Genomic DNA, 12552 nt, shown 5'->3' on the forward strand with positions numbered 1-12552 from the left:
CCCTCGCGTATTGTGGAGTGGTTGCCCATTTGCCCTCGAATGTGAAGTGAGTTCGTGATGTCCGCCGGTTCCGGTCCCGCTTCGCGTCCTCGTACGGCCTCACGCCGCACACCGGACGCGGGTTTCGTGCTGGATGTCATCAGCCTGGGTCGTCGTCCGGGCACGATGAAAGAGCTGCATCGCGTGGTCACCACCGATGAGCGGATAGGGCTGGATCTGATCGCTATTCCGGTGGGCGCGGAGGTGGACCTCGAGCTGCAGTTGCAGGCGGTGTCGGAAGGTGTGCTCGTCACCGGGACGGTCGCCGCACCGACGGCGGGGGAATGCTCGCGCTGCCTCGAGCCGTTCACCGACACGGTGGAGATTCGGCTCATGGAACTGTTCGCCTACCCGGACAGCGCCACCGAGCAGACCACCGAGGACGATGAGATCTATCGCATCGTGGATGACACGATCGACTTGGAGCCGGTGATCACGGACCAGATCGGCCTGGAGCTCCCGCTGCAACCGCTGTGCACTCCGGACTGCGCGGGTCTGTGCCCGGAATGCGGTGTCCGGATGGCGATTGCGGGTTCCGGCCATGGGCATGAGATACTTGACCCTCGCTGGGCCGGGTTGGCGAAGTTCGCCGCCGAGTCGCCCGGCAATGGCAGCCCCGATTCGGGTGCAACCAACACAGACCATTAAGACCGAGACAGTGCTGCCGTACCGGCAAGCAATAGGACAAGAGGAGAAGTAGTCGTGGCCGTTCCCAAGCGCCGGATGTCCCGTTCCAACACCAGGTCGCGGCGCAGCCAGTGGAAGGCCACCGCGCCGACCCTGATCACGTGCCCGAACCGCGCCTGCGGCGAGAAGACGCTGCCGCATATCGCGTGCCCCTCCTGCGGCACCTACAAGGGCCGCCAGGTCACCGCTGCTGTCTGATCGTTCGACCTGTCGTATCGACGTGACCGCCAGCAAGGACGAACCCGGCTCGTCCGGTGAACATGCGAGCCTGCTCGCGGCGCTCGGCGTCGACGTGCGGGCCGATCTGCTGCGACTGGCGCTGACGCACCGGTCGTACGCGTACGAGAACGGCGGGCTGCCGACCAACGAGCGTCTGGAATTCCTCGGCGACTCGGTCCTCGGCCTGAGCATCACCGAGCGGCTTTACCACGAGCACCCGGACAAGTCCGAGGGCGAACTGGCCAAGCTGCGGGCGAGCGTGGTGAATATGCACGCGCTCGCCGAGGTGGCGCGCGGGCTCGGCGAGGGCGGGCTCGGCGTGCACCTGCTGCTCGGTAAGGGCGAAGAGCTCACCGGCGGCCGGGATAAGCCGAGCATTCTCGCCGACGGCATGGAGTCGCTGCTAGGTGCGGTCCATCTCGAGCACGGTATCGATATCGCGCGCGAGGTGGTGCTGCGTCTGTTCGCCGATCTGCTCGAGCGCGGCCCGCGAATGGGTGCCGGACTCGACTGGAAGACCAGCCTGCAGGAGCTCACCGCCGAACGTGGCCTCGGCGTGCCCAGCTACGAGATCACCTCGACGGGCCCCGACCACGACAAGGAATTCACCGCGACCACCGTGATCGGCGGTCGTCCGTACGGTCAGGGCGTCGGCCGCTCCAAGAAGGAAGCCGAGCAGAAGGCCGCGGGCGCCGCCTATCAGGCGCTGACCGACGAAACCTGACGTGCCCGAACTTCCCGAGGTCGAGGTCGTCCGGCGCGGACTCGCCGCACATGTTGTCGGGCGGGTCGTCGAATCGGTCACGGTGACCCATCCCAGGTCGGTGCGCCGCCATCTCGAAGGTGCGGACGATCTGACTGCCCGGTTGAAGGGGCTGCGGGTCGCCGCCGCCGATCGGCGCGGCAAGTACCTGTGGCTCACCTTCGACGATCCGGACATCGCGCTCGTCGTCCATCTCGGCATGAGCGGGCAGATGCTGATTCGGCCCGTTGATGCTCCGGTAGAGAAGCACGCGCATATCCTCGCGACCCTCGACGACGGTGCGCAATTGCGCTTCGTCGATCAACGCACCTTCGGCGGCTGGGCGCTGGCACCGCTGGTCGAGGTCGACGGCACCTTGGTGCCCGAGCCCGTCGCGCATATCGCCAGGGATCCGCTGGACCCGCGCTACGACCCGGAGGTCGTGGTGGCCGCGGTGCGCGCCAAACAGAGCGAGATCAAGCGGGTGCTGCTGGATCAGACCGTGATCTCCGGCGTCGGCAATATCTATGCCGACGAAGCCCTGTGGCGGGCCGAGATCCACGGCAACCGGCTCGCATCCGGCCTGACCAGGCCCGCCGTGCGCACCCTGCTGACCGCCGTCGGTGTGGTGATGGAGGAGGCGCTGGCTGCGGGCGGCACCTCGTTCGATGCGCTGTATGTCGATGTCAACGGCGAATCCGGCTACTTCGAACGTTCCCTCGCGGTCTATGGTCGCGAGGACGAACCCTGCCGTCGCTGCGGTGCGCCCATCGTGCGGGAGAAGTTCATGAATCGTTCTTCCTACTCCTGCCCGCGCTGCCAACCGAAGCCCCGTCGCCGTTAGAGTTGGCGAGCTACCGTTCTTTTAGGCGGTTCGGGAAAGCAGACCGGCCGTGGAGGAAGGACTTATGCGCAAGCTCACCTACTACGTCGCTTCGACTATCGACGGGTTCATCGCCACCGAGGAGGGGTCGGTCGACTTCTTCCCGGTCGGTGGCGATCATGGCCCGGCGATCACCGCGCAGTACCCCGAGACCTTGCCGACGAAGGTGCGCGAGGCCCTCGGCATCGATCAGCGCAACCGTTACTTCGACACCGTGCTGATGGGTCGCAAGACCCACGATTTCGGCGTGCGGACCGGAACCTCCAGCCCGTATTCGCATCTGCGTCAATTCGTCGTATCGACGACGCTGCCCGAGAGTCCGGATCCGTCGGTGGAGCTCATCTCGGCCGATCCGCTCGCCACCGTGCGAGAGTTGAAGCGGGACAACGGACTCGGAATCTGGCTGTGCGGCGGTGGGGAGTTGGCGCAGGTGCTGCTGCCGGAGATCGATCAGATCTTCCTGAAGCTGTACCCGGTCGTACTCGGCCGTGGCCGGTCACTGTTCGGTTCCGGTCCGCGCCTGCCCGAGGCGGCCCGCTTCCGGGTGATCACCAGCCGGGTGTTCGAGGACGGTGTCGCCTTCGTGAAGTACAGCCGGATTCGATAACCGCTGTGGCGGAAGACGATTCGATCGTCGCTCCGGCTCCGGGGAATGCTCCGGGTCCGGTGGAGGCGCTGCGCGAGATCGGCTTCTGGCTGGAACGCGCACGGGCGCAAACACATCGGGTGAAGGCCTACCGGCGGGCCGCCGATATCGTGGCGCAGCTATCCGAGGACGAACGGGCGACCCATCGCGCGGCGCACAGCTGGCAAGAACTCGCGGGGATCGGGCCGAAAACCGCTGCCGTCATCGAAGAGGCGTATTCCGGTGCGGTCCCGGAGTATTTGAGCGATCTGCGCAAGGCCGCGCAACCCATCGGGGCGCCGGGCAAGCCCATGCGGGCACAGTTGCGCGGCGATCTGCACACCCACTCCGACTGGTCCGACGGCGGCAGTCCGATCGCGGAGATGATGGGCATCGCGGCCGCACTCGGCCACGAATACTGTGCGCTGACCGATCATTCGCCGCGGTTGACCGTCGCCAACGGGCTCTCGGCCGACCGGTTGCGGCGGCAGTTGGATGTGGTCGCGGAGCTGAACGAACGAGTTGCGCCGTTCCGAATTCTCACCGGGATCGAGGTGGACATCCTCGATGACGGGACATTGGATCAGCAGAGTGATCTGCTCGCCGAACTCGATATCGTTGTCGCCAGCGTCCATTCGCATCTGCGTGCCGACAGCGAGTCCATGACCAAGCGCATGGTGTATGCGGTGGCGAATCCGAATGTGGATGTGCTGGGCCACTGCACCGGTCGACTGATCGCGGGGCAGCGCGGTCTGCGGCCGGAGTCGAGTTTCGACGCCGAGCTCGTCTTCGAGGCGTGCCGGAGCTACGGCACGGCGGTGGAGATCAACAGCCGTCCCGAACGGCTCGACCCGCCGTCGCGGCTGCTGCGGATGGCGGTCGAGATGGGTTGCTATTTCTCGATCGATACCGATGCGCATGCCCCTGGTCAGTTGGACTGGCTGGGTTACGGCTGTGAGCGAGCGGTCGCGAACGATGTTGCGGCGGAACGGGTTATCAATACCTGGCCAGCGGAGCAGCTGCTCGCCTGGACCGAATCGGGCGCGGCGGACGTGGTCTGATCGTAGAGTGGATGTGTAGTCGCCTCCGATTCGGCAGGGTGGTGCGATGGGCCGCGCAGTGCATGTGACGTCACTGGGGATATTGGTGGGCGCGTGGACGGTGAATGTGATCGGTGCCCGGATCAGCGAGAACAGTGATCTGCCGTGCGCCGTCGAGCCCGGCTCCAAGCGGTCCGCTTATTCTCGGGATATCGAGGCGACCGATGCGGATTGCAACCGTTGGTTCGCCGCGACCGAACGCCTGCTGACGACTATCGACGCGTTGCAGGAAAAGGAGCGACGGGCCAGCCTACATTTACAGCCACCCTGGCGCGGTCGGCTGCAATGGCACCTGCGACATGCGCGCCGAAATCGGTTGCTGCGCAGGCAATATAGCCAGGCCGAGGCCGAACTGCTGGCCGAGTTCGACGCGGCGCTGGCGGAATATCGGAACCGAGCCGGTGATCTGTCCGAGTATCAGGAGCGGTACCGCAAACAAGAGCAGGAACGACTGAAGCGCGAACAAGAACAGGCACGGCTACGGCGCGAGCAGGCCGTGGCGAGTGCCACCGATCCGCGGTGGACCTACCAGATCAAGGAACTCTCCGGCGATCGCAGCTTCTGGATCTACCAGACCAGCCTCGACCGGACCTATTCGGAGGGCGAGCCGGTCGAGCTGACACCCGCCGAGGTCCAGGCCGAGCTGGTGGCCGAACGCGCTGTGCACCCGTACACCTCGGTGATGTGGGCGCTGGAAACTGGCCGCGCACTCCGGGAGAAGTATCAGACCGAGGTGGCTGGTTGGCAGGCGCTCACCGGTGCCGAAATCGAACCGTTTCCGCGCGACCCCAACAAGCCCCGGTCGACGGGCCGCAAGGGGATCTACGGCATTCACGGCAGCGACTACGGATCGGGTCATTCCGGTTTTGGCGGTGGTCATTCCGGCTGTTTCGGCGGCAGCTTCTGACGGTCCGGCCAGGTTGACCACCGGGTTAACTGTTGTCGAATACTCGTGCGGCATCTGGGAGGATGCCCGATGACGTTCGAGAATGGTTGACACAAAGATCTCTTGGGGGTGGCGGCGCCGGTGGGTGGCTTTCCGATCGAAATCGTGCTCGGACTCATCGGTATCGCGGTGCCGATCATCGCGTTCCTGTGGGAGTTCGTCTTCGTCGGACGCAAGGAACTCGGCTATCGGGTCCAGATGGATACCCCGGTCACCGGTGAGATCGAATCGGTCTTTCCCGGGGTGCTGCCGCAGCTGCGCCCCGCGCAAGATGGTGTGAGCCCGCCGCTGAAGGATCTGTCGGTGGTGCTGGTCCGCATCGAAAACAGCGGTGCGACACCGATCGACACGCATGACTACCAGGCGCCGGAGGCGAGCCGGGTCGGCCTGCATCTGAACTTTCCGCAGCGCCGGGTCATCGGCATGGCGGTGACCGAGCTGAGCGACCAGGGTCTGGCCGACTCACTGGACCTTGATTCGGGTATCACGGTTCGCGAGGACACGGCCGGACATATCGGCGTCATCGACCTGCCGAAGGTGCCGCTCAATCGCGGCGACCACTACAAGATTCTGGCCATCCTGCAACGTTCGGAGGGCACGGGGGAGAATCCGGCACCGGAGCTGAGTGGCGGCGTCAAGGGTGGGCGGGTCATCGAAACCCAGAGCCGCACCGGCATTTCACGAGTGATGGTGGCGCTCACGGCCTTTCTGGTCGTGGTGATCGTCGTTCAGCTCCTGGTCTCCGTGCTGGCGCCCGATCCGACGCCATTGGATTGTGCCACGGGCAAACTCACGGTGGTCGGCTCTTCTGCCTTCGAACCGGTCATCCGCGATGCCGCCGCGCAGTACGGGAAGCGTTGCACCGGGGCGGAATTCACCTTCGGCTTCGAGGGCACCGAACGCGGACTCGATCGGCTCGCCGAGGAGGGCAAGGGCGATCCGGATCTGCTCACGATCAGCGACGGACCGAAAGGTGATGGCTACCAACCGCTGCTGGACCGGCCGCTGGCGCTGTCGCTGTTCACCATGATCGTGCACAAGGATATCGGCGTCACCAACCTGTCCGTTGCCCAGATCCAGGATCTGTATCAGGGCCGGATCACCAACTGGCGCGATGTCGGTGGTGCCGACTTGCCGGTTGTCTTGGTCAATCGGATACCGGGATCCGGCACCCGAAATACGTTGGAGCGCAGGGTACTCGGCGGTCCGCAGCCGGATCGGCCGCATGTCAGCTGCGTCGCGATCAAGGATGGCGCACCCGCGACGGCCAGATATTGCGATGTGCAGGTCACCAAGGATATGCAGAAGGCGGTCGGCGACATCCCGGGTGCGATCGGCTACAGCGAGTTCTCCGAGGCGGTCAAGGCCGGAGCCACGACTCTGACCATCAATGGCGTAACGGCGGGTCGTGATGCCGCCGTCAACCGCAGCTATCCGTTCTGGGGCGTGGAATACGCGTACAGCTACGGTGAACTCCCCGGCGATTCGCTCGGTGCGAGCTTCCTGCACTTCTTGACGGATCTGACCGGCAAGGATGTGTTGCGCGAGCATGGCAACGAGCCGTGCGCTGAGCTGCCCGACCGGGCCCGCTGCCTGCCGTCTTCGTGACGATGTCACAGATCCGGCGGCTATCTCGTCCTACTCGGGTAAGCGATTTCGAGAGAGGACAATTCATGTCACGTATGCGATTGGCCGAGGCGGTACCGGAGATCTACCAGGCCTGGTACGCCGCCGAACAGGCCATCCGCCGCGGACCGCTGGATTCGACGGTGCGGGAACTGGTGAAGATCCGCGTTTCGCAGATGAACGGCTGCCTGTTCTGCATCGATATGCACACCACCGATGCGCGGATGGCGGGCGAGACCGAACAGCGGATCTACTACCTCAATGCCTGGCGTGAGTCGGTGAAGTTCACCGAGGCCGAACGGGCCGCCCTCGCCTACGCGGAGGCGGTCACCAGACTCGGCGAACACGGTGTCAGCGATGAGATCTGGGCCGAGGTGGAGAAGAACTTCGACGAGGGTGCGCGGGCCGGTCTGGTCGCGGTCGCCGCGATGATCAACCTGTGGAACCGGATCGGGGTGCCGCTGCGCATGCAGCCCGCGTCGGTGGACGGTTCGTGAGTCAGTCGTCCGAGGGCATGATCGGTCGGGTGAAGTAATCCTCGACCGGGACCGGACCGGTGTAGCGGCGGCAGCCGCACTGCACCCATACGGGCCCGCCGTAGGTCTTGCGGGCCAGCTCGGCGTGGCAGGTGCCCGCCTCCGGATCGTGCAGCGCCAGGTCGTGGCCACAGCCGCACCGGGCGACCGCCGATCCGGCGGCCGAGCGCCTGCTGAACCGCCCGAGCGCCCAGCCGACACCGGCGATTCCGGCACCGACAGCAAGAGTGATGGGATCGAACATGCGCATATTATGGCGCCACCGATACTCCCGCATCGACCTCTCGCGATAAGTCCCCTTGATGGGGTGAGTCGCCTCGATATCAAGCCCGGATAATGCGCTATTTTATCCCAAATGCTGAGATTTCAGACCGACTGCGTGGTTTGAACACCCAGAAATAAGGTACGTCTGTGTGCGGCCCCCCTGTTCATGCCAACCGGCGTGACCAGGCCAACCAAGCCTTCATAGGACGGCGGTGCAGGCTCCAGTCTTCACCTCCGCCGCGGCGGCCAACACGTTCGGCGCCCAGCGCACCGAAGTGCTGGGTGGATGTGCACAAGGTTGTCCCTGGAAGGATGGTCATGAGCGCAGGTCTAATCGCGCCGAATTCGGCGCCCATTGCCGCTTCGGATTTGCTGTCTACCGATCACGTCGGTGAACGATTCCGCATTGCGATGGTTGTTCCGCCATACTTCGACGTACCGCCGAAGGCCTATGGCGGAGTCGAGGCCGTAGTCGCCGATTTGGTCGACGCACTGGTCGCACGCGGGCACGACGTGACATTGTTCGGCGCCGGTGAACCCGGCACCACGGCGAAATTCGTTCCGGTTTGGGATCGCGCACTACCCGAACGGCTCGGGGAGCCGTTTCCCGAGGTCGTGCACGCTCTGAAGGTGCGAAGGGCGATCGAACAGGTCGCCGCCACCTCGGGCGTGGATCTCGTGCACGACCACACCTTTGCCGGACCACTGAATGCCCCGGCGTATATGGGCCTGGGTTTACCGACAGTGGTGACCGTGCACGGGCCGGTCGATGAGGGCGACTGCTACCACTACTACCGCGAATTGGGTCAGGAAGTGTCGTTGGTCGCCATCAGCGATCGGCAGCGCGAATTGGCGCCCGATCTGAATTGGGTCGGTCGCGTACACAATGCACTGCATGTCGATCAGTGGCCGTACCAAACCGAAAAAGGCGACTACGCACTGTTTCTCGGCCGCTTCACCGCGACCAAGGGCACGCATCTGGCATTGCAAGCCGCGCATGAGGCCGGTATTCCGCTGGTGCTTGCGGGCAAATGCAGTGAGGCCGCCGAGCGGGCGTATTTCGAGAAACAAGTGCGCCCACTGATCACTGAGCGCGATCATCTATTCGGACTCGCGGATGCGTCGGCCAAGCGCAAACTGCTCGCGAATGCGCGCTGCCTGTTGTTCCCCATCGATTGGGAGGAACCGTTCGGCATGGTGATGATCGAGGCGATGGTCTGCGGCACACCGGTGGTCGCGCTACGCGGCGGCGCCGTTGCCGAGGTCATCGTCGATGGCGTGACCGGACGGATCTGTGATCATCCCGCCGAACTGCCCGCCGCGATCCACGAGGCGAGCCAGCTGGATCCGGCCGCCTGCCGCGCGCACGTCGAGGCGAACTTCGGCGCAGGAACGCTCGGACGCGGCTACGAGCAGGTCTATCACCAGCTCCTGCGTTCGCGGCGGCATGCGCGCGCGGCACTGCTGCTCGATGAGACGGTGCCGGTCCGTATTCCCGCCAGCGAACACGTATGACCGCAGACGCCTGCGCCGCGTCGAATCCCGCACCGCTGAATTCCGGTGAGCCGACCGGTCTCGGCGGTTGCGGCAGTTCGGTGACCTTGGTCGAGGGCGGGACCTTCTGCCTGTCGAATCGGCTCGGCGATGTCGAACCGGGACACCCGCACGGGTTGTTCTTCCGCGACGCCCGCGTCATCTCCCGCTGGGAACTGCTGGTGGACGGCAAACCCGCCGAATCACTGTCGGTGCTCAGCCCGGAGGCGTTCGCCGCCAGATTCGTGCTGCGTCGGCCACCGCAGGCCGGACAGGCCGACAGCACTCTGCTCGTGGTGCGCGAACGCCTCATCGCCGATGGCATGCACGAGATTCTGACCCTGGAGAATATGGGTCGGGAGGCCACCGCGGTCACCTTGGAACTGCATGTCGACGCGGATTTCGTCGATCTGTTCGCGGTCAAGGAGGGCCGCGTGGCGCACGGCCGCGCCGAGGTCACCGTGGCCGAGGGCGAGTTGCTGTTGCACGACCGCACCGATCGGATGCGCGGGCTCACGGTTTCGGCGACCGTCGAGCCCGCCGTTCTGCCCGGTACCCTGCTCTGGCGGGTGGTCGTGCTACCCGGCGAGCGCTGGCAGACCGAGATCGTGGCCCAGCCGACCGTCGGTAATCAGCGCGTCCAGGCGCCATTGGCGCCGGGGGAGCACCATGGGCTCAGCGCACCGAGTCGCAAGATGGCGGCGTGGCGCCACACCGCGACGAAGATCATTTCCGCGGATCCGGTGCTCAACCAGGTACTGCGACGCTCGGAAAGCGACTTGGGCGCGTTGCAGATTCACGACGAATCCGGTGAGGGCCGTCCGTTCGTCGCCGCGGGTGCGCCCTGGTTCATGACCCTGTTCGGCCGCGACAGTTTGCTCACCGCGTGGATGGCGCTGCCTTTGGAAGTGGATCTCGCGTTGGGCACCTTGCAGCAGTTGGCCGAATTGCAAGGGCAGTGCGTCGATCCGCTCACCGAGGAGGAGCCCGGACGGATCATGCACGAGATGCGGCGCGGCCCGGCCAGCGGGCATGTGCTCGGTGGCAGTACATACTACGGAACCGCCGATGCCACACCGCTTTTCATCATGTTGCTCGCCGAATGTCACCGGTGGGGTGCGGATTCGGAGGTGATCAGGGATCTGCTGCCCGCCGCGGATGCCGCGGTGCGGTGGATCACCGATTACGGCGATCGGGACGGCGACGGCTTCGTCGAATATCGTCGTGCCACCGATCGCGGCCTGATCAACCAGGGTTGGAAGGACAGCTTCGACGGAATCAACGATGCCGCAGGACATCTCGCCGAGGCGCCGATCGCGCTGTGCGAAGTGCAGGGCTATGCGTATGCCGCACTGCTGTCCCGCGCGGAGTTGGCCGAGGCCTTCGACGATCAGCGCACCGCGACCCGGCTGCGCGAGCGGGCCGCCGAACTGCGCGGCAAATTCGCCGAACAGTTCTGGCTGCCGCAACAGGGGTGGTACGCGGTCGCACTCGACGGCCGCAAACGGCAGGTCGACGCGCTGACAAGCAATGTGGCGCACTGTCTTTGGACCGGCATCGCCAGTGACGAGCACGCCGCCGAAATGGTCGGGCGGCTCTCCGGTCCCGAAATGGATTCCGGCTTCGGGCTGCGCACACTCGCCTCGTCGATGGGTGCGTACAACCCGATGAGCTATCACTGCGGATCGATCTGGCCGCACGATACCGCGATCGCCGTCGCGGGCCTGCTGCGCTACCGGCAGGTGCCGGGCGCGGTCGAGCTCGCCACCCGGCTGGCGGGCGGATTGCTCGATGCTGCGGCATCTTTCGGTGGTCGGTTGCCCGAGCTGTACTGCGGATTTCCGCGCGATCAGTTCGCGGTTCCGGTCCCGTACCCCACTTCCTGCTCACCGCAGGCGTGGGCAAGCGCGGCACCGTTATTGCTGGTGCGCTCGTTTCTCGGACTGGATCCGGCCGCGCCGTCGCGCACGCTCACTGTCAGACCGCAACTGCCGCCGCAGTGGGGCACGGTCACGCTGAGCGATCTGCGATTGGGTTCGGCGACCGTTGATATCGAGGCCGAGGGCGATCAGGTCACCACGGTGCGGCTGCCCGATGATTGGCAGATCACGCGATGAGCGGCGCCGGATCGGGTAATCCACCACCGCAACGATATCGGTTTGCTTCTCCACTGAATACCAGCAGGCTGGAGGTGCACAATGCAGACATCACTGGATCGCCGGGATCTGTGGAGCACTCAGCACCGTGATTGCAGTGCCGAGCCCATGGATCTCGATCTCGACCTGGCGCGTTTCATCTGCAGTACGCATGCGGGCCATGGTCCGGAATGCCACCAGTATCTCGCCGCGTCGGCGTATTGCTTCGCCTGCGTCGAGGACAACTGAACAGAACCGACCGAGCGCCCATTCCCGCGGCATGCCAGCAGATTTGCTGGATGCCGCTCGGGAATGAGCGCTCGGGTCGCTAGCCCGGGAACGGGTACCGCTTATCGAGGTCGAGGTTCAGCTCGACCACATTCACCCGCGGTTCACCGAGGAAGCCGAGGGTCCGGCCATCGGTGTGTGCGTCGACGAGTGCGCGCACCTCATCCTGGGGGATGTTGCGGGCCTTGGCGATTCGCGCCACCTGAATGGCCGCGTACTGCGGCGAGATGTGCGGGTCCAGACCACTGCCGCTGGCGGTGACCGCATCGGCGGGCACCGGTGTGTCGGTCGAAATATTGCCGATGATCGGGACGATCCGGCCGACCGAGTAGTCCGCACCGGGATTTGCGCAATCGACTCGGAGTCCCTTGTAGGTCGCCAGGAACGGCTTCGCCGGGCACGCCTCGTTGACACTCACGACCTGCACCGGATGCGAGACATCGCCAGCGACGTCACTCGGTCCGATTACCGAAAGCACCGCGCCGACACCATTTTCGGTGCAGAACGGACGGCTGCCGTCGACCCCCTCACGGTCGCCGACCGCCTTGCTGCGCGCACACACGATCGACAACAGACTCGACTTCACTTTCGCCGGATCGGCGTCGAGGGTGTCGACAATGCTCTCGGGGCCGAGGTTGGACGCGGCGGCGGACAGCGGGTCGTAGCCGTCGCCCGCCGCCGACGGGCGGCTCTGGAAGTACTGCACCAGCGCATTGCCGTCCTTATCGGTGAACGACTGCCCGATCAGGCTGGAGCCGACGATTTCGCCGTCCACCGTGATAAGCGATCCGTCCGCCCTATCGTGCAGCCCGGGCAGCTGAGCGATCACGAAAACCGCGACGGGATAGGCGATTCCGGTGATCGCGGTGAGCACGAGCAGCGCACGCAATGCGGCCAGATGCTGCCTGATCCAAGTTGACATACGCATA

General features: G+C 65.1%; 14 protein-coding genes. 12 read left to right on the forward strand and 2 right to left on the reverse strand.

Annotated features, from left to right (window positions below; genetic code table 11):
* Positions 1–57: 57 nt before the first annotated feature.
* From ACQP1T_RS11060 to ACQP1T_RS11100, 9 genes are all read left to right on the forward strand, one after another.
* A complete protein-coding gene (locus tag ACQP1T_RS11060) occupies positions 58–687 on the forward strand; it encodes a YceD family protein (protein WP_433759846.1) in 630 nt (209 codons plus the stop codon).
* A gap of 54 nt (positions 688–741) precedes the next feature.
* Complete coding sequence (gene rpmF / locus ACQP1T_RS11065) at positions 742–924, forward strand: 50S ribosomal protein L32 (RefSeq protein ID WP_014987105.1); 183 nt, start codon at positions 742–744, stop codon at positions 922–924.
* 22 nt (positions 925–946) lie between these two features.
* Positions 947–1669, forward strand: coding sequence for a ribonuclease III (rnc, locus tag ACQP1T_RS11070; protein WP_433759847.1), 723 nt, complete (start codon positions 947–949; stop codon positions 1667–1669).
* 1 nt (position 1670) lies between these two features.
* Positions 1671–2531, forward strand: coding sequence for a bifunctional DNA-formamidopyrimidine glycosylase/DNA-(apurinic or apyrimidinic site) lyase (gene mutM / locus ACQP1T_RS11075; RefSeq protein WP_433759848.1), 861 nt, complete (start codon positions 1671–1673; stop codon positions 2529–2531).
* A 64-nt stretch (positions 2532–2595) separates the two neighbouring features.
* A complete protein-coding gene (locus ACQP1T_RS11080) occupies positions 2596–3177 on the forward strand; it encodes a dihydrofolate reductase family protein (RefSeq protein ID WP_433762139.1) in 582 nt (193 codons plus the stop codon).
* A gap of 5 nt (positions 3178–3182) precedes the next feature.
* Positions 3183–4256 (forward strand): PHP domain-containing protein, encoded by a 1074-nt coding sequence (locus ACQP1T_RS11085; protein WP_433759849.1) that lies wholly within the window; start codon positions 3183–3185, stop codon positions 4254–4256.
* A 46-nt stretch (positions 4257–4302) separates the two neighbouring features.
* Positions 4303–5202, forward strand: coding sequence for a hypothetical protein (locus ACQP1T_RS11090; RefSeq protein WP_433759850.1), 900 nt, complete (start codon positions 4303–4305; stop codon positions 5200–5202).
* 108 nt (positions 5203–5310) lie between these two features.
* Positions 5311–6849, forward strand: a complete 1539-nt coding sequence (locus tag ACQP1T_RS11095; protein ID WP_433759851.1) for a PstS family phosphate ABC transporter substrate-binding protein — start codon at positions 5311–5313, stop codon at positions 6847–6849.
* 65 nt (positions 6850–6914) lie between these two features.
* Positions 6915–7364, forward strand: coding sequence for a carboxymuconolactone decarboxylase family protein (locus tag ACQP1T_RS11100; RefSeq protein ID WP_433759852.1), 450 nt, complete (start codon positions 6915–6917; stop codon positions 7362–7364).
* A 1-nt stretch (position 7365) separates the two neighbouring features.
* On the opposite strand, the gene ACQP1T_RS11105 is transcribed toward ACQP1T_RS11100, so the two are convergent.
* The gene (locus tag ACQP1T_RS11105; protein WP_433759853.1) at positions 7366–7647 is read right to left on the reverse strand and encodes a hypothetical protein; all 282 of its coding nucleotides are present in this window, start codon (positions 7645–7647) and stop codon (positions 7366–7368) included.
* A gap of 338 nt (positions 7648–7985) precedes the next feature.
* On the opposite strand from ACQP1T_RS11105, the gene ACQP1T_RS11110 reads away from it, so the two are divergent.
* From ACQP1T_RS11110 to ACQP1T_RS11120, 3 genes are all read left to right on the forward strand, one after another.
* A complete protein-coding gene (locus ACQP1T_RS11110) occupies positions 7986–9182 on the forward strand; it encodes a glycosyltransferase family 4 protein (RefSeq protein WP_433759854.1) in 1197 nt (398 codons plus the stop codon).
* The gene (locus ACQP1T_RS11115) at positions 9179–11317 is read left to right on the forward strand and encodes an amylo-alpha-1,6-glucosidase (protein WP_433759855.1); all 2139 of its coding nucleotides are present in this window, start codon (positions 9179–9181) and stop codon (positions 11315–11317) included. The genes ACQP1T_RS11110 and ACQP1T_RS11115 overlap by 4 nt, the downstream gene beginning before the upstream one ends.
* Before the next feature lie 81 nt (positions 11318–11398).
* On the forward strand, positions 11399–11584 hold the full coding sequence (locus tag ACQP1T_RS11120) for a hypothetical protein (protein WP_433759856.1): 186 nt from the start codon (positions 11399–11401) through the stop codon (positions 11582–11584).
* Positions 11585–11663: 79 nt separating this feature from the next.
* Here the strand turns inward: ACQP1T_RS11120 and ACQP1T_RS11125 are convergent, their stop codons facing one another.
* Positions 11664–12551, reverse strand: coding sequence for a potassium-transporting ATPase subunit C (locus ACQP1T_RS11125; RefSeq protein ID WP_433759857.1), 888 nt, complete (start codon positions 12549–12551; stop codon positions 11664–11666).
* Position 12552: the final 1 nt, after the last annotated feature.

Origin of the sequence: Nocardia sp. CA-135398 (assembly GCF_050955845.1) — a bacterium.
In the GTDB taxonomy this organism is placed as follows: domain Bacteria; phylum Actinomycetota; class Actinomycetes; order Mycobacteriales; family Mycobacteriaceae; genus Nocardia.